Origin of the sequence: Catenovulum agarivorans DS-2, assembly GCF_000568405.1 — a bacterium.
Classification (GTDB): domain Bacteria; phylum Pseudomonadota; class Gammaproteobacteria; order Enterobacterales; family Alteromonadaceae; genus Catenovulum; species Catenovulum agarivorans_A.
In genome coordinates this window covers 1-16,684 of record NZ_ARZY01000002.1, presented here as the reverse complement: position 1 = coordinate 16,684, position 16,684 = coordinate 1, and the positions used below count along the sequence as shown (strand labels likewise).

Sequence of the window (16,684 nt, the reverse complement as noted above, 5' to 3'; positions counted from 1 at the left end):
TTTAACCAATTATAGCTTATTTATTTCTTTTTCAACTCGGTAGCGCTCACTTGTTGCATAGACCTCTAAGTTGCGCACTCTGAGCTCCAATCGTTCGAATACTTCGGCCAAATCAGACAAAACCACTTTAGGTGGACTTCCTGCTTGCCATACGTTTTGTTTGATATCAAAATGATAATTGTCGCGTGTATTTGTTTCATACACGCGTGCTGGCTTTACTTTGTCATTTCTCTCAAGTATTAGCCATGCAGCTATGTAAACAAACAAAATAAAACTAAATGAAAAAATAAGTGCACCTACGGTAACTAGGCGTACAACCCAAGTTTCAAGTGAAAAATAGTTGGCAATGCCTGCACATACCCCTGCAATTCTGCCGTTGTGCACATCTCGGGTCAGTTTTTTATTTGTTGCTGTCATTTGTTTGCCTCCAGTTTGGTGACTCTATATCTAATAAATTTTCTAACACCTCTATTCGATCTGCCATACGTTCGGCCTTTTTTGATAATTCGATCAGCTGATTCTGCTCTGCTTCGGTCAGCCCCTGATTTAACTGTTTTTTGCTTCGGTAGCTCAAAATTAACCAAATTGGTGCGACAAATATCAAAAATATGATAATGGGTGCAACCAACAATCCGACTAAGGCCGTCATAGATAAACCTCCTGCTATTTATCTTGTGTATTATCCGATTTAACTTTTGCTTTTAGCTTAGCTAATTCTTCATCCAATCCATCTTTGGCAACTAAATCTTCAAACTCAGCGTTAAGATTTTTACTTGCGATATCATAACTATCTGCTTCAGCCTCAATGTCACCTATTTTGCGCTCGTAAGCATCGAATCTATCAAGCGAGTTTCTAACTTTATCCGCATCAAGCTGGCGTTTTACCGTGACCCGAGCGCTAACAGTTTCATGCTTCATAATCAGTGCTTTTTGTCTGGCTTTTGCATCCGTTAATTTGTCTTGTAACTGCTGAATTTCAGATTGCAGCTTGTCGAGCTGTTCGTCCAACAAATTCACTTCTGAAGTCATCATTGCTTCTTGATCAGAAATTCGCTTTTTTTCAAGCAAAGCGGCTCTGGCGAGATCTTCCCTGTCTTTACTAATCGCTAATTCAGCTTTTTCTTGCCAATCTTGCTGTTGTTGCTGCAAGCGCTGTAATCTACGAACTAAATCTTTTTTGTCCGCCAACACTTTGGCTGAGTTTGAACGAACTTCAACTAACGTATCTTCCATTTCCTGAATGATTAATCTGACCATTTTGGCAGGATCTTCGGCTTTATCTAACAAAGCATTGATATTGGAATTAACGATATCGGCAAATCTTGAAAAAATACCCATATTAAACCTCTCTAAATATTAACTGTATCCGATAAAATTAGTGACTTATCCCTCTATTGGCACCCCTACCAAAACTTCACGTCCTGTGAAAGTTGTAGTGATCTAAACAATCTTTGTGCCAACTAGGTAATATACTGATTTATATATCTTTATTTAAATCTAGCAATTTGTTCACTTTCGGAACATAATCAAATACACCAATAGTTGACAAAATAGACCAATATCATGGATAAAGTTCAGCAAAACCTCATTGGCCAATCGAATGCTTTTCTCAGCATGATTGAACAAATTTCACAACTGGCCCCATTGAATAAGCCCGTACTGGTTATTGGTGAGCGCGGCACGGGTAAAGAGCTGGTTGCTGAACGACTACACTACTTGTCTTCCAGATGGGATGGGGAGTTTTTAAAACTCAATTGTGCAGCCATCAACGAAAATCTATTGGAAAGTGAATTATTTGGCCACGAGTCTGGTGCATTTACTGGTGCCAACAAAAAACATGCAGGACGATTTGAGCGAGCACACTGTGGTAGTCTTTTTCTTGATGAATTAGCAAACTCATCATTAATGGTACAAGAAAAATTACTTAGAGTTATCGAATACGGTGAGTTCGAGCGCGTCGGAGGCAGTCAAACTTATAAAACAGATGTTAGATTAATTGCCGCAACCAATGAAGATTTACCCACACTGGCCGAAGAAGGCCGTTTTAGAGCTGATTTGTTAGACAGGTTGGCTTTTGATGTGATTACTATCCCACCACTTAGACAACGAACAGAAGATATTTTGCTATTGGCCGAACATTTTGCCGTCAATATGGCGCGTGAATTGTCGCATTCGCACTTCCCAGGTTTTAGCAAAGCTGCACAAATATCGCTACTCGATTACCCCTGGCCAGGCAATATTCGAGAATTAAAAAATGTTATTGAACGCAGTGTTTATCGCAACAACTCTTTTGCTAAGCCATTGGACTATATAGTTTTTGATCCTTTTCAATCTCCTTTTCGACCAACTCCAGCCTCGAAGCAAGTTAAACAGAGCGCTCTTGCAGCTAAACCCACAGCAGATTTTCCACTTAACTTTAAAGACAAAACTGCAGAATACGAAATATATCTGATAAAATCAGCTTTACGAGAAGCACGATTTAACCAAAGAAAAGCAGCTGACTTACTTGAAGTAAGCTACCACCAACTGCGCGGGTACTTAAAAAAATATCAATTATTGGAAACACTGCGAAATGATGAATAATTTAACCAAGGTTTGGTTAAGTACGGGCATAATAATATGGCTGTGTGCGGCCTGTGAGCAAATTAAAGATAAACGTCTAAAAAATGGCCTGATATATTGCTCCGAGGGTAACCCGGAAAGTTTCAATCCTCAAACAACGACTTCACGAATTACCCTAGATGCCAGTGCTCATCAACTCTATGATCGTCTAATCGAAAAATCAGATTCCTCCGACCAATTGGTCGCCAGTTTGGCTGAAAGTTGGGATATCAGTGACGATGGCAAAACCATTGACATGTACCTAAGAAAAGGGGTTAAGTTTCACAAAACACGTTATTTTATTCCCAGTCGCGAGTTTAATGCCGAAGATGTCATTTTTACCTTCAATCGTTGGCGGCTGAATACACATCCTTTTTATGCCAGCGCTGATAGTTACCCACACATGCAAAGTTACCAACTTGAGTTGCTGATTGATGATATTCAACAGGTTTCGAGCCACCACGTAAGATTCAAGTTATCCTCTGAAAATCATGACTTTTTAACTCAATTAACCACAGATTATATGGTGATATTGTCGGCTGAATATGGCGCCAAATTAGCATTGCAAGAAGCACAGTCACAGCTAGATAATTACCCAATCGGCACCGGCCCTTTTTATTTAGAAGACTTTGTTAAAGACGAATATATTCGCTACAAAGCACATGAAAATTATTGGCAAGGCAAAACCAAAATTGATCAGCTGGTTTTTGATATCACCCCACAAAGCTCTAACCGATTAGCCAAATTAATCACTGGCGAATGTGATGTGGTTGCCCACCCCGTCGCCAGCGAGATGGAAGTGTTACAAGACAGACCAGGCATTAGTTTGCAATCTAAAAATGCGGACAATATTGCATTCTGGGCATTCAATACGTTAAAACCACCGTTTAATAGAAGCGAAATCAGACGTGCTTTAGCAAAAGCAATAGACAGACAAACGATTTACAAAACAATCTATTACGGTATGGCTTTTCCAGCTAATTCGTTATTGCCTCCAAGCTCTTGGGCTTACAACAACAATTTGCCCACTATCACATACAACCCAGAACAAGCAAAAAAAGAATTACAAGCGGCTGGTATTGAACCAGGTTTCAAAATGCAAATTTGGAGTGCGCAAATTGAGCGTGAGTACAACCCAAACTCGCTTAAAATGGCTGAACTGATCAAAGCAAACCTTGCTAAGGTAGGAATTGTGGTGGAAATTGTCGAGTTTGAGTGGAGTACGCTCCGAAAAAAGCTGCTCGACTATTCATACGATTCTGTATTGCTCGGCTGGACACCTGACATGCAAGGCCCTGATAATTATTTTATTCCAACATTGAGTTGCCCTGCAGCCGTCATTGGTAATAACCGCGCGGCTTGGTGTAACCCATATTTTGACAATCTGTTGCACAACGCCGCCGCATCAACAGACTTGAAACAACAAAAAGATCATTACATGCAAGCTCAAAGCCTGTTACTGCAAGAAATGCCAGTGGTGCCAATAGCACACTCTCTAAGCTTTTTGGCAAAACAGCATAATGTCGTTAAAGTTAAGTTCCAACCATTTTCCGCCATATCGTTTAAACACGCGGAGAAGTTTTAATGCTAGTTTATTTAATAAAACGAGTTAACCTACTGGTCACGACGCTTTTTCTACTGAGCTTAATGTCTTTTTCGTTAGGCCATCTTTTCCCAGGTGATTCAGTGATTAATTTTACTGGCCAACAAAGTTTAACCTACGAAGAATATGCACAATTGCGCCAAGACTTAGCGCTAGATGAATCGTACTTTATGCAATATGTCGTGTATTTAGAACGAGTATTTGCGGGTGACTTTGGTTTATCATTTAGCTCACAAAGCGAGGTTCTGCGAGACTTTATGCGTGTATTCCCTGCGTCAGCTGAACTCAGCTTTTATGCGTTGTTAGTCACATGTTTAATTGGGATTCCTTTGGGCTTATGGGCTGGGATAAAACGCAATACATTGGTGGACAAAGTAATATTTTCTATTTCTGCAATTGCCAACTCTATCCCAATTTTCTGGTTAGGCTTGCTTTTTATCCTATTATTTTCTTTAAACTTAGCTTGGTTACCAATTTCTGGGCGACTTAACCTGTTATACGACATACCCTATGAGACAGGCATTTTATTAGTTGATATTGCCCTGAGTGACTTTGACAACAAGTGGCCAATATACCACGATGCATTGCGACACTTAATTTTGCCAACGCTAACTTTGGCGACCTTGCCGACTACTTTATTAATAGGCATGATGAGGTCAAATGTTATCAGCGTTATGAACAGTCAGTATATTAAAGCGGCAAGAACTAAAGGACTTTCTTTGTATCAAATCATCCGCCGACATGTATTGCGCAATGCATTATTGCCCATTATTCCGCAATTTGGTTTGCTGTTTAATACTTTGATGACAAGCACTATGATTACCGAGATCATTTTTTCGTGGCCTGGTATCGGGCACTGGTTACTGGAAGCAATTTATCAACGTGACTATCCTGTTATTCAAGCATCATTGTTACTGGTCAGTTCATTTATGATTTTTATCAATGTCCTTTCCGATGTCTGCCACACCATGGTCAACCCACTGGTAAGGAAAGAAATTAATGGCTAGTCCAGATATATATAATGAAGCGACGCATCCTGGCCCGTATATGCTGGCTTGGAACAAATTTAAGTCCGACCATGTTTCGTGGATTAGCTTTTGTATTGTGCTATTTTTCGTGGCTATGGCTTTGTTTGCGCCATTGATAACGCCCTATCATCCGTTAGCACAACACCCGCAAGATGTATTATTGCCACCATCATGGAGTAGTGCTGGTGATGTGCGCTTTATCTTAGGAACAGATGATTTAGGCCGTGATGTTTTCTCGCGACTGGTCTATGGTTGCCAAATTACCTTTGGTTTAAGCTTATTAACTGCACTTGCCGCTATGTTAGTTGGAACCGCTTTGGGGGCACTTGCAGGCATGAGTAAAGGTATTCGCGCCAGTGTTTTTAACCATTTATTAGATACCATCTTATCTATTCCTTCTTTGCTGCTCGCCATTGTGATTGTGGCAATATTAGGGCCAGGATTGCCAAATACAATTTGGGCAATTTTTCTTGTATTAATCCCGTTGTTTGTCCATCGAACCCGTCAAGCTATCCAAACAGAGCTTAAAAAAGAATATGTCACAGCTGCACGCTTAGATGGTGCGAACAATTGGCAGATACTCTTTCGCTCTATTTTTCCTAACATTGTCGAAAGTATTATTTTGCAATATACCTTAGCCGTTTCCGCAGCGATGTTAGATATTGCGGCTTTAGGCTTTTTAGGTTTGGGGGCGCAACAAGGTTCGCCTGAGTGGGGCGCTATGTTAGTTGCCAGCATAGATCTTATTTATCGTGCATCTTGGTTGACTACATTGCCTGGCATTACCATGTTTTTGTGCTTATTATCGGTAAATGCCGTTGGTCATGGCTTGCGCAACGCTTTAAAACAAAGGAGCGAATAAGATGTTACTCGATGTGAGAAACTTAACTGTAACGCTCAAAACCGACAACACAGAAGTCAACGCGATAGACAAAATGAGTTTATCTATGCGTGATGGAACCATTCATGGCTTGGTTGGTGAATCTGGGTCGGGAAAATCATTATTTGCGCGAGCTCTCACCGCCACCCTTTCTGAAAAATGGCAAGTTAAAGCAGATAGAATGTTCTGGCGTGGGCAAGATTTATTAAAACTTTCTGCCGAACAACGCGACCAAATTATTCATCAAGACATTGCGATGATATTCCAAGAGCCCGGGCATTGTTTAGATCCAACGGCAACTATAGGCGAACAGCTTAGTGAAGTGGTTCCTGAAAGCGAATGCAAAGGCTCATTCTGGCAAAGGCGCAGTTTACGCACTGAATATATTCACCAATTGCTTAAACGTGTTGGCATCAAGCGCTATCAGCAATGCTTTAAAAGCTATCCGCACGAATTGTCCGAAGGTTTATGTCAAAAAGTCATGATTGCCATGGCCATCTCGCGTAACCCTAAATTATTGGTTGCCGATGAACCAACAGATGCAATGGAAAGTACAACCAAGATACAGATTTTGCGCTTGTTGCACAAACTAAACGAGAGAAAAGATATGTCCGTGCTATTGATCACACACGACTTAGATGCGGTCACTCAGTTTGCTGACGACATTACAATTTTGTACAGCGGCCAGAGTGTTGAATCAGCATCTACCAAAGACTTGATCCGCCGGCCTTTTCATCCATACACAGAAGTATTATTTAACACTGTACCGCGTTTAGGTGACAACTTAACACCAAAATCAAGGTTACAAGCTTTACCCGGCTCAACACCACCATTGCAACATTTACCTATTGGTTGCAGACTAGGCCCAAGGTGCTTACGAGCACAAAAGGAATGTGTTGTAACCCCCAAAAGTACTAAATACAAAGGCCATGTATTTAGTTGCCACTATCCTATTAATATCGAGTAAGTCATGTCTGTTTTATTGGAAGTTAACGACCTGTGTAAAACCTACCATAAGCGCGTGCTGCCGTGGAAATCGACAATGACCACAGCACTAGAAAAAGTCAGCTTCTCGTTAAATGCGTTTGAAACACTAGCTATAGTTGGCGAAACTGGCTCGGGCAAGTCAACCTTGGCAAAACTGCTAACAGGCGTAGAGCAACCCACCTCAGGTGAAATTATTTTAAATGGTAAAGTATTGCAAGATAACGATAATACGACACGTTGTCAGCATATACGCATGATTTACCAAGATCCTGCCACTTCACTTAACCCTAGTATTTCGATTGGGCAAATCCTTGAGGAGCCACTCAAATTAAACACCCAGTTAAATAGTGAAGAACGACAAGCAAAGATTAAAAAAACACTAAATCGAGTGGGTTTGTTGGCTGATTACATATGGCACTACCCGCATATGTTGTCTAGTGGTCAAAAGCAACGTATTGCATTAGCTAGAGCTTTGATTTTAGATCCTAAGATCATAGTCGCAGACAAACCTTTTGCCGCGATGGATCCTTCTACTCGGATCCAAATGGTAAACTTGTTTTTAGACTTACAACAAACATTTGGCCTATCTTATGTTTTTGTTTCTCATAATTTAAACATGGTCAGACATATCAGTGATAAGGTTTTTGTCATGAACGAGGGCAAAGTTGTTGAACGTGGCAGTACATCAGATGTGTTTGCAAACCCTCGCCACGTAGTCACGAAAAAATTGCTGTATTCACAACAAATGTTGCTAAGTAGAAATCACTAGTTTACCGAGGTAATCGCTTAATTTTCGATTGAATTACATACAAAAAAGCCATTCATGTAATCTGAATGGCTTTTTATCGACTAACTAATTTTATTAGCTAGTTGGCTGTTTGATAAGTCACTATGTCAGCGTTTTCTCGCAATGCACTAATCAAAGCTTGATAGTTATAATCGGTAATAGCCGACTCTAAACGCTCTGCTGTCGCTTGGTCTGCATCGGCAACTTCAGCTTGCTTAACATCGTTTACTTTAACAATGGCAAAGCTGCTTGGGTTAAGCTCCACCCATGCTGCAGAAATTTCAGTATCAGTAGGCTTTTTCATTTCAAACGCTTTACGCACAATGGCTCTGGCGACTTCAGAACCAAAACGTGCGACATCTTGCTCTGCAGTAAATGCTAAAGATTTATCCGCCAATGATGTGCTTACGTCTTGACCGGCAGCTAAATCAGCTGTTTGCTGTTCAACCCAATCTTGTGCAAGCTGACGCGCTTTTGTTGCTGCTACAGCATCTTCAACTTGGGCTTTAACTTCATCCAGTGACTGAGTTCGTGCTTCTTGATATTCATTAACACGCAACACCACTAAGTGTTCGCCTGTAACTTCAACTAAAGCACTGTTGTAGCCAGCATTTAATACATCGTCTTCTTTTGCCGCTTCAATTAATTTTGCTTCGGTGAATGGGAAGTTTGTACTTGAAACGGGTTGTAAACCTGTTTGTTTAACAGTTAAGTCCGTCACTTCAGCCGCATCTTGTAAGCTAGTTGGAACTTCGAATGCAGTGTCCGCCAATAATTGTTGTTTTTCGAGGAAAATATCACGAGCTTTATCTTGCTGTAATTGTGCAACGATATCTTGCTCAACTTCAGCCAATGGGCGCACGGTTTCTTCTTCGATATCGGTTAATTTAATAATGTGGTAACCGAAGCTAGATTCAACGACTTCAGATACATCACCAATATTCTCTAGTGAGAATGCTGCTTCTTCAAAAGCTGGGTCCATTACACCTTTACCGAAAAAGTCCAAATCGCCACCATTTTGCCCAGAAAAGGTATCGGCAGAATGAGTTGTTGCTAACTCCGCGAAGTCTTCGCCAGCTTCAATTTTTGCTAGCAACTCTTGCGCTTTTTGCTGCGCGTCATCGGTTGAGTTGTCAATCAAGATATGAGATGCACGGCGACGTTCTGCTTTAACATATTGCGCTTGGCTTGCTTTATAATGCTGGCTAACTTCCTCTTGTGAAACTTCGATCCCCTTAGCAACATCGTCTAATTTTAACTCTATGTAGGCGATATCAAATTTTTCTTCCGTTTCGTATTGTTCTATATTGGCTTCGTAATGACTCACGATATCAGCTTCAGAGATTTCAACCGCATCTGTAAACAACTCAACTGGCACTTCTACGTATTCAATATCACGCTTTTGTAACTGAAGTTGTTGAAAGTACTTAACTTCGTCTTCTAATACAAAATCTGTGTCTGTTAAAGCGGATACCACTGCACGACGAGTCATATCTTCACGCAACATTTCTTTGAATCTGGTTGGGGTATAACCAGCACGTGTTAACAGTTGCAGATATCTGTCATTATTAAACTTACCATCGACTTGAAACTCTGGCATTTCAAAAATAGCCTTCTTAATTTCTTCGTCACTAGTACGAATAGATAGTCGATTTGCTAGGTCATTGACAAGTTGTTCAGAGATCAGACGATCTAGAATACCCTGTTTAAAATTGGCTAAATAGGCTGGATCAGACGCGATTTGCGAAAACATCTCGCCAAATTGAGCTTCCATTCGAGCTCGCTCATTTTCGTAGGCACGCTCTAATTCGCTTACATTGATTGCAAGTCCATTAACTTCGGCAGCTTTAGGTTCACTACCTGAATTGATATAGGAACCAACCCCGGCTAACGCAAAACTAAATATCACCAGGCCTAAAATAATCTTGGCAACGGGCCCTTGGCTACCTTCACGGATTTTTTCTAACATGCTGGATCTCTTTATAAGTTAAGTACTAACTGTTTCAAGAACTTAATATGAGTGGATAAATACAATAATTATTTATTAATTTTTATAAACAAAGAAGGCTTCGATATACTCGAAGCCTGTCTATTTATTAATCTTACAAAGCGTTGCTATTTATTGGTTAACAGCGTCTTTTAAAGCTTTTCCTGGCTTAAATGCCGGAATTTTAGCTGCTGCAATTTCAATTGTTTCACCCGATTGTGGGTTACGCCCAGTACGAGCCGCACGCTCGCGCACAGAGAAAGTACCGAAGCCAACTAAAGCTACTTGATCACCTTCTTGTAAAGCGCCAGAAACTGCATCAATAAAAGAATCTAATGCACGGCCAGCAGAAGCTTTAGAAATATCAGCGCCAGCTGCGATTTTGTCGATAAGTTGAGACTTGTTCAAGATTTCATCCCCTTAGATTGTTATTATTCCGCCACTTCAGCGAGCTTCTACCCTACTGCGGCTCAAATTAGACACAAAGTTATAGCAGGCTTAGACATTTGAATCAAGTATGTAAACCTAACTTTACCACTTTTTTAACATGTTGCTGCAGCCCCCATATAACAAGGGCTACAAAAACCATAAGGCTACCATAAAAAATACAAATAAGAAGCCCTAACTGGTGCAAATTTAACTATTTACGACTTCAAACCCTTCAGGTGGATGCTCCAAAGCAATTTTTAGTACTTCATCAATCCACTTAACAGGGTGAATTTCTAGGTCACCAATGACATTGGCCGGTATTTCTTTTAGGTCTCTCTCATTATCTTTAGGGATAACAACGGTTTTAATACCACCACGATGAGCCGCAAGTAGCTTCTCTTTTAAACCACCAATCGCAAGCACTTCACCACGTAGAGTTATTTCTCCTGTCATCGCGACATCACATCGAACTGGATTACCTGTTAAGCTTGAAACCAACGCTGTGCACATTGCAATACCCGCACTTGGACCATCTTTAGGCGTTGCGCCTTCTGGTACATGCACGTGAATGTCGCGCTTTTCGTAAAAGTCTTCAGCAATGCGTAACTTACTTGCTCGAGCACGTACAACCGACATCGCAGCTTGAATTGACTCTTGCATCACATCACCTAACGAACCAGTAGAGGTCATTTTCCCCTTACCAGAAACAGAAGTTGTTTCGATTGTTAGTAAGTCACCACCAACCTCAGTCCAAGCAAGCCCCGTCACTTGACCAATTTGGTTTTCACTATCGGCCTTACCGTAATCAAACCGTTGAACACCTAAGAAGTCATTCAAGTTTTCTTGGTTAATGACTACATGTTTGACACTTTTATCCATGAGAATTTCTTTGACAGCTTTGCGGCATAGTTTAGAAATTTCACGCTCTAAACTACGAACACCAGCTTCACGAGTGTAGTAGCGGATAATGCCAAGTATCGCAGACTCTTCAATGGCTATTTCGTTTGCTTTTAATCCATTTCGTTCTATCTGCTTCGGAATAAGGTGGCGCTGTGCGATATTCAGTTTTTCATCTTCTGTATATCCAGATAAGCGAATCACTTCCATACGGTCTAACAATGGCCCTGGAATACGCATGCTATTAGAAGTGGCAACAAACATGACATCTGACAGGTCGTAATCAACTTCTAAATAGTGATCAGCAAAAGTGCTGTTTTGTTCTGGATCTAATACTTCTAATAAGGCCGAAGCTGGATCACCACGCATATCAGATGACATTTTGTCTATTTCATCTAATAAAAATAGTGGATTCTTTACCCCAACCTTGGTCATATTTTGAATTAACTTGCCTGGCATTGAACCAATGTAGGTACGACGATGGCCTCTAATTTCAGCTTCATCTCGAACACCACCTAAAGCCATACGCACATATTTACGCCCAGTCGCTTTAGCAATAGATTGACCTAATGATGTTTTACCAACCCCTGGAGGACCCACTAAACATAAAATGGGTCCTTTAACTTTATTGGTACGCTGTTGTACCGCTAAATATTCAATAATACGCTCTTTAACCTTATCTAAACCATAGTGGTCGGTATCAAGAATTTTTTGCGCTGCAGGTAAATTCTTTTTAACTTTTGAACGTTTCTTCCATGGCACTGACGATATTGCATCGATATAACTGCGCACCACGGTCGCTTCTGCAGACATTGGTGACATCATTTTTAGTTTTTGCAGCTCTGCGAGCGCTTTTTCTTCAGCCTCTTTAGGCATCTGTGCATCTTTAATTTTGTTCTGTAAGGTTTCAAATTCATCAGGCGCATCATCTAACTCACCTAATTCTTTTTGAATCGCCTTCATTTGCTCGTTTAAATAATATTCGCGTTGGCTTTTTTCCATCTGCTTTTTAACTCGGCCGCGAATTTTCTTTTCAACTTGCAACAAATCAATTTCGCTTTCCATAAGCGCCATAAGAAACTCTAGACGCTCTGTTACGTCAACAATTTCTAATACAGTTTGCTTGTCATCTAATTTGAGAGGCATATGTGCAGCCATAGTGTCGGCTAAACGCGCAGGCTCTTCGATACCATTAAGTGAAGTCAGTACTTCTGGTGGTATTTTTTTATTCAGCTTTACGTAACCTTCAAATTGGCTAACAGCAGAACGTATTAGTACTTCTTGCTCTCGCTCGTCTACATCAGGCGAGTCAACCAAACCAATTTGTGCAAAGAAATAATCTTCAGTACTCAAATATTTATGGATTTTGCCCCTTTGATTACCTTCAACCAATACCTTAACCGTGCCATCAGGTAATTTTAATAACTGTAAAATGGTAGCGACTGTACCGATCTGATAAATGTCGTCGGTACTCGGCTCATCAACAGAAGCATCTTTCTGCGCAACCAAAAATATTTGCTTGTCGTTTTCCATTGCAGCTTCAAGGCAACGAATAGATTTTTCACGACCGACGAACAATGGAATAACCATATGTGGGTATACAACCACGTCACGGAGAGCTAAAACAGGTATATCCGCTAAACCAGATGATTCTATTGTCATTTTATTATTTCTCTTTCCTAGGAAGGTGATAACTGTTTATATGGGGTTCAATATAGCGAGTTCAAGCGATTAATCCAATCTCTGACCGAGAAAAACTTGTGTAAAAGTAAGGATTAAAGCGAATAGATTATTTTATATACCACAATGAACAATATATAAACAGTTTGGCGATTACATGAGTTGATAAACAAAAGGCTGGAAAACCAGCCTTTTTATAACGTTTATTCTGAGACAGCTTGTTTACCAGTATTTTCGTAAATCAGAATTGGATCTGATTCACCACTGATGACGGTTTCATCAACCACAACTTTTGATACATCTTCAAGCGATGGTAACTGATACATGGTATCTAACAGCACATTTTCTAAAATAGACCTAAGGCCTCGAGCACCGGTTTTTCGTATCATAGCCTTTTTAGCGATCGCACGTAATGCATCATCTCTAAACTCAAGCTCTACACCTTCCATCTCGAACAATGCAGAGTATTGTTTGGTCAATGCATTTTTTGGCTCGTTAAGGATCTGAATCAAGGCTGCTTCATCTAATTCAGATAAAGTTGCAACAACAGGCAAACGACCAATGAACTCTGGAATCAAGCCATATTTAACCAGGTCTTCTGGTTGAACATCAGAGAATTTTTCTGACAAGCTCTTCTCTTCGTCCTTTGATTTAACTGCTGCACCAAAACCAATACCTGTGCCTTTAGCCGTACGCTGTTCGATCACCTTCTCTAAACCGGCAAATGCACCACCACAAATGAACAATATTTTTGAAGTATCAACTTGCAAAAATTCTTGCTGCGGATGCTTACGACCACCTTGAGGCGGGACAGAGGCAACTGTACCTTCAATTAGCTTCAACAATGCTTGCTGAACACCTTCACCCGAAACGTCGCGAGTGATAGATGGGTTGTCTGACTTGCGCGAAATTTTGTCGATTTCATCGATATAAACAATACCACGCTGCGCCAATTCGACATCATAGTCACATTTTTGCAATAGCTTTTGGATGATGTTTTCTACATCTTCACCCACATAACCCGCTTCAGTTAGCGTAGTTGCATCAGCCATGGTGAATGGTACATCTAAAAAACGCGCTAAAGTTTCAGCTAATAATGTTTTACCACTACCAGTTGGACCAATTAACAATATGTTACTCTTGCCTAACTCAACTGCAGTTTTGGCTTTTTCACTATTTTTTAAACGCTTGTAGTGATTATAAACGGCAACTGACAATACTTTTTTTGCCAATTGCTGGTCAATTACGTAATCGTCCAAATGCTTATGAATCTCTACTGGCGTTGGTAATTTTTCACTAGTCGAACGCGCTTCTGGTGCTATTTCCTTGATCTCTTCGCGAATAATGTCATTACATAACTCGACGCATTCATCACAAATGAACACTGAAGGCCCAGCAATTAGCTTTCGTACTTCATGCTGACTTTTACCACAGAATGAACAGTGCAACAGTTTGTTGTCTCCTGACCCATCACCTTTGCGGGAATCTGTCATTTATTTACCTCTATTCTATCTATTCGCGTATCTAATCTATTAGACCTTATTTTAGCTCAGTTTGTTCGCGACGGTCTAATATACTATCAATTAAACCATAATCGAGTGCTTGTTGAGCTGTCATAAAGTTGTCTCGGTCTGTGTCTTGCGAAACTTTTTCTAAATCTTGACCAGTATGTTCTGACATCAAGCGATTCAATTTTTCTTTAATCGCAAGAATTTCTTTAGCATGAATTTCGAAGTCGGACGCTTGACCTTGGAAACCACCTAAAGGTTGATGGATCATCACCCGTGAATTTGGTAAACAATGACGCTTACCTTTCGCTCCACCAGACAATAAAAATGCGCCCATACTAGCGGCTTGGCCAATACATACAGTTGAAACATCCGGTTTGATAAACTTCATAGTATCGTATATTGCCATACCTGCAGTTACAGAACCACCTGGAGAATTTATATATATATGAATGTCTTTATCTGGGTTTTCTGATTCTAAGAATAACAGCTGAGCAACGATCAAGTTTGCCATGTGATCTTCTACTTGGCCAACTAAAAATATTACACGCTCTTTTAATAAACGTGAATAAATATCAAATGAACGCTCGCCTTTGGCAGTTTGCTCGATCACCATTGGTACTAAAGCATTGACCGGATCGAAATTTGTATTGTTTGTATTCATGAATTCCTTAGCTCTAAAAATAAAAATGGCCTGAACGAATCTCATCCAAGCCATTTAAACAAGGCGAACCCTGCTAAGTCAAATAGAAAAATGAATAATTAAGCTTGTTTATTCATAATTTCGTCAAAAGACTTAGCTACAGTCTCTACTTGCGCTTGTTCTAGGATAAAATCAATTGCTTGATCTTCCATTACAACGTTTTGAATGTTCGATAACATTTCTTTGTTGTTGTAATAATAATCAACAACTTCTTGCGGCGCTTCATAAGCAGACGCTAAAGTTTCAATTGTTTCTTTTACGCGGTCTTCATCAACTTTGATTTCATTACTACGAACTAGTTCAGATAATAATAAACCAGTTTTTACGCGACGCTCTGCTTGGTCTTTAAATAATTCCGCAGGTAATTCTGGAACATTTTGGTTATTACCACCAAAACGCTGTACAGCTTGTTGACGCAATGCGTTAATTTCTTGCTCAACTAATGCTTGAGGCACTTCAAAAGAAACAGCATCTAACAATGCTGAAATTGTGCTTTCTTTTGCTTGAGCTTTCAATGTTTGCTCAAGTTCGCGCTTCATGTTTTGGCGAACTTCAGTTTTAAGCGCTTCTAAGCCACCTTCTTCGATACCGAATAATTTACAAAATTCATCATCTAACTCTGGTAGTTTACGCTCTTCAACTTTGTTTACTTTGATTTTAAATACAGCAGGTTTACCTTTTAGGTTTTCTGCGTGGTATTCCTCTGGGAACGTAACATCAATTGACTTTTCGTCGCCAGCAGATAAACCAATGATTCCTTCTTCAAAACCAGGGATCATACGACCAGAGCCTAATTCAATGTCAAAGCCTTCAGCTTTGCCACCTTCAAACACTTCACCGTCTACTGTACCTTCAAAATCTAGGTTTACGCGGTCACCTTCGGCAGCTGCACGCTCAACAGTTTCAAACTTTGAGTGTTGCTTGCGTAGGGTTTCTAACATGTTTTCTAAGTCAGCATCAGTCACTTCTGCCGTTGCTTTTTCTACTTTAAGTGAATCTAACCCTTCAACTTTTACTTCTGGGTAAACTTCAAACACAGCAGTAAAGCTAAAGTCTTCGCCTTCATTCATTGATTGTTCTTGAATTGAAGGTGTACCAGCTGGATTTAATTTTTCTTGAATAACAGCTTGGTAGAAGTTTTGTTGGATAACTTCTTGAGCAACTTCTTGACGTACAGCAGCACCGAAACGCTTTTTAATTACGCTAACAGGCACTTTACCAGGACGGAAACCGTCGATGCGCTGAGTTTTTGCCAAACCTTGTAGTCGGCTCTTTACTGCAGACTCAACTTTGTCTGCAGGAACAGTAATGGTTACGCGGCGTTCTAAGCCTTGTGTTGTTTCAACAGAAACTTGCATTGCTATACCTCAAAATTATGAGCGAATGGCTCTTTTTCCTTTGGGACCAATTTATAATTGATAAGCCCTGAATCTACATAAACCTGCTGGATTTTATTATCACCAAGCACGATTTCTATGAACATTAAAAAAATGACGCAGCATTATAGCGATCACTTAAGCAGGAGTCGAGAGCGAATATGATTTAAGTCTAAAAAATTAAAATGAAAGTGGTCGGTGATGCAAGATTCGAACTT

Annotated in this window: 15 protein-coding genes; 6 read left to right on the top strand and 9 right to left on the bottom strand. The window is 40.2% G+C overall.

All coding sequences use genetic code 11. The annotated features are described in order from the left end of the window. Positions 1-9: 9 nt before the first annotated feature. The 3 genes from pspC to pspA are packed head-to-tail and all read right to left on the bottom strand — an operon-like array spanning position 10 to position 1,338. Entirely contained in the window at positions 10-417 is a 408-nt protein-coding gene (gene pspC / locus DS2_RS01695) for an envelope stress response membrane protein PspC (RefSeq protein WP_035012895.1), read from the bottom strand. Beyond that, a complete protein-coding gene (pspB, locus tag DS2_RS01690) occupies positions 401-649 on the bottom strand; it encodes an envelope stress response membrane protein PspB (RefSeq protein ID WP_035012894.1) in 249 nt (82 codons plus the stop codon). Before pspB ends, pspC begins: the two co-directional genes overlap by 17 nt. 14 nt (positions 650-663) lie before the next feature. Next, entirely contained in the window at positions 664-1,338 is a 675-nt protein-coding gene (gene pspA / locus DS2_RS01685) for a phage shock protein PspA (protein ID WP_035012893.1), read from the bottom strand. 225 nt (positions 1,339-1,563) lie between these two features. Between pspA and pspF the strand changes: the two genes are divergently transcribed. The 6 genes from pspF to DS2_RS01655 are packed head-to-tail and all read left to right on the top strand — an operon-like array spanning position 1,564 to position 7,868. Further along, complete coding sequence (gene pspF / locus DS2_RS01680) at positions 1,564-2,583, top strand: phage shock protein operon transcriptional activator (protein WP_035012892.1); 1,020 nt, start codon at positions 1,564-1,566, stop codon at positions 2,581-2,583. After that, positions 2,573-4,186 (top strand): ABC transporter substrate-binding protein, encoded by a 1,614-nt coding sequence (locus DS2_RS01675; RefSeq protein ID WP_235188518.1) that lies wholly within the window; start codon positions 2,573-2,575, stop codon positions 4,184-4,186. Before pspF ends, DS2_RS01675 begins: the two co-directional genes overlap by 11 nt. Then, positions 4,186-5,211, top strand: a complete 1,026-nt coding sequence (locus tag DS2_RS01670) for an ABC transporter permease (protein ID WP_035012890.1) — start codon at positions 4,186-4,188, stop codon at positions 5,209-5,211. The genes DS2_RS01675 and DS2_RS01670 overlap by 1 nt, the downstream gene beginning before the upstream one ends. Next, on the top strand, positions 5,204-6,094 hold the full coding sequence (locus tag DS2_RS01665) for an ABC transporter permease subunit (RefSeq protein WP_035012889.1): 891 nt from the start codon (positions 5,204-5,206) through the stop codon (positions 6,092-6,094). The genes DS2_RS01670 and DS2_RS01665 overlap by 8 nt, the downstream gene beginning before the upstream one ends. Position 6,095: 1 nt before the next feature. Next, positions 6,096-7,079, top strand: a complete 984-nt coding sequence (locus DS2_RS01660; RefSeq protein ID WP_035012888.1) for an oligopeptide/dipeptide ABC transporter ATP-binding protein — start codon at positions 6,096-6,098, stop codon at positions 7,077-7,079. A 3-nt stretch (positions 7,080-7,082) separates the two neighbouring features. After that, entirely contained in the window at positions 7,083-7,868 is a 786-nt protein-coding gene (locus DS2_RS01655; RefSeq protein ID WP_035012887.1) for an ATP-binding cassette domain-containing protein, read from the top strand. Positions 7,869-7,965: 97 nt separating this feature from the next. On the opposite strand, the gene DS2_RS01650 is transcribed toward DS2_RS01655, so the two are convergent. From DS2_RS01650 to tig, 6 genes are all read right to left on the bottom strand, one after another. Further along, positions 7,966-9,855, bottom strand: a complete 1,890-nt coding sequence (locus tag DS2_RS01650) for a SurA N-terminal domain-containing protein (protein ID WP_035012886.1) — start codon at positions 9,853-9,855, stop codon at positions 7,966-7,968. Between the two features lie 150 nt (positions 9,856-10,005). Next, on the bottom strand, positions 10,006-10,281 hold the full coding sequence (hupB, locus tag DS2_RS01645; RefSeq protein WP_016955526.1) for a nucleoid-associated protein HU-beta: 276 nt from the start codon (positions 10,279-10,281) through the stop codon (positions 10,006-10,008). Positions 10,282-10,509: 228 nt separating this feature from the next. Continuing rightward, positions 10,510-12,861 carry an endopeptidase La gene (gene lon / locus DS2_RS01640; RefSeq protein WP_035012884.1) on the bottom strand — a complete coding sequence of 784 codons (2,352 nt, stop codon included), beginning with the start codon at positions 12,859-12,861 and terminating at the stop codon, positions 10,510-10,512. 221 nt (positions 12,862-13,082) lie between these two features. Beyond that, positions 13,083-14,372, bottom strand: a complete 1,290-nt coding sequence (clpX, locus tag DS2_RS01635) for an ATP-dependent protease ATP-binding subunit ClpX (RefSeq protein ID WP_035012883.1) — start codon at positions 14,370-14,372, stop codon at positions 13,083-13,085. A gap of 46 nt (positions 14,373-14,418) precedes the next feature. Then, the gene (clpP, locus tag DS2_RS01630; protein WP_035012882.1) at positions 14,419-15,051 is read right to left on the bottom strand and encodes an ATP-dependent Clp endopeptidase proteolytic subunit ClpP; all 633 of its coding nucleotides are present in this window, start codon (positions 15,049-15,051) and stop codon (positions 14,419-14,421) included. Positions 15,052-15,149: 98 nt separating this feature from the next. Next, positions 15,150-16,448: a trigger factor gene (gene tig / locus DS2_RS01625; protein ID WP_035012881.1), complete on the bottom strand. Its 1,299-nt coding sequence runs from the start codon at positions 16,446-16,448 to the stop codon at positions 15,150-15,152. Positions 16,449-16,684 lie beyond the last annotated feature (236 nt).

Coding starts and splice junctions, on each gene's coding strand:
- lon (WP_035012884.1), bottom strand. CDS start 12,861: ATGACAATAGAATCATCTGGTTTAGCGGATATACCTGTTTTAGCTCTC.
- DS2_RS01655 (WP_035012887.1), top strand. CDS start 7,083: ATGTCTGTTTTATTGGAAGTTAACGACCTGTGTAAAACCTACCATAAG.
- DS2_RS01675 (WP_235188518.1), top strand. CDS start 2,573: ATGATGAATAATTTAACCAAGGTTTGGTTAAGTACGGGCATAATAATA.
- DS2_RS01660 (WP_035012888.1), top strand. CDS start 6,096: ATGTTACTCGATGTGAGAAACTTAACTGTAACGCTCAAAACCGACAAC.
- DS2_RS01670 (WP_035012890.1), top strand. CDS start 4,186: ATGCTAGTTTATTTAATAAAACGAGTTAACCTACTGGTCACGACGCTT.
- pspC (WP_035012895.1), bottom strand. CDS start 417: ATGACAGCAACAAATAAAAAACTGACCCGAGATGTGCACAACGGCAGA.
- pspF (WP_035012892.1), top strand. CDS start 1,564: ATGGATAAAGTTCAGCAAAACCTCATTGGCCAATCGAATGCTTTTCTC.
- clpP (WP_035012882.1), bottom strand. CDS start 15,051: ATGAATACAAACAATACAAATTTCGATCCGGTCAATGCTTTAGTACCA.
- DS2_RS01665 (WP_035012889.1), top strand. CDS start 5,204: ATGGCTAGTCCAGATATATATAATGAAGCGACGCATCCTGGCCCGTAT.
- pspA (WP_035012893.1), bottom strand. CDS start 1,338: ATGGGTATTTTTTCAAGATTTGCCGATATCGTTAATTCCAATATCAAT.
- DS2_RS01650 (WP_035012886.1), bottom strand. CDS start 9,855: ATGTTAGAAAAAATCCGTGAAGGTAGCCAAGGGCCCGTTGCCAAGATT.
- tig (WP_035012881.1), bottom strand. CDS start 16,448: ATGCAAGTTTCTGTTGAAACAACACAAGGCTTAGAACGCCGCGTAACC.
- clpX (WP_035012883.1), bottom strand. CDS start 14,372: ATGACAGATTCCCGCAAAGGTGATGGGTCAGGAGACAACAAACTGTTG.
- pspB (WP_035012894.1), bottom strand. CDS start 649: ATGACGGCCTTAGTCGGATTGTTGGTTGCACCCATTATCATATTTTTG.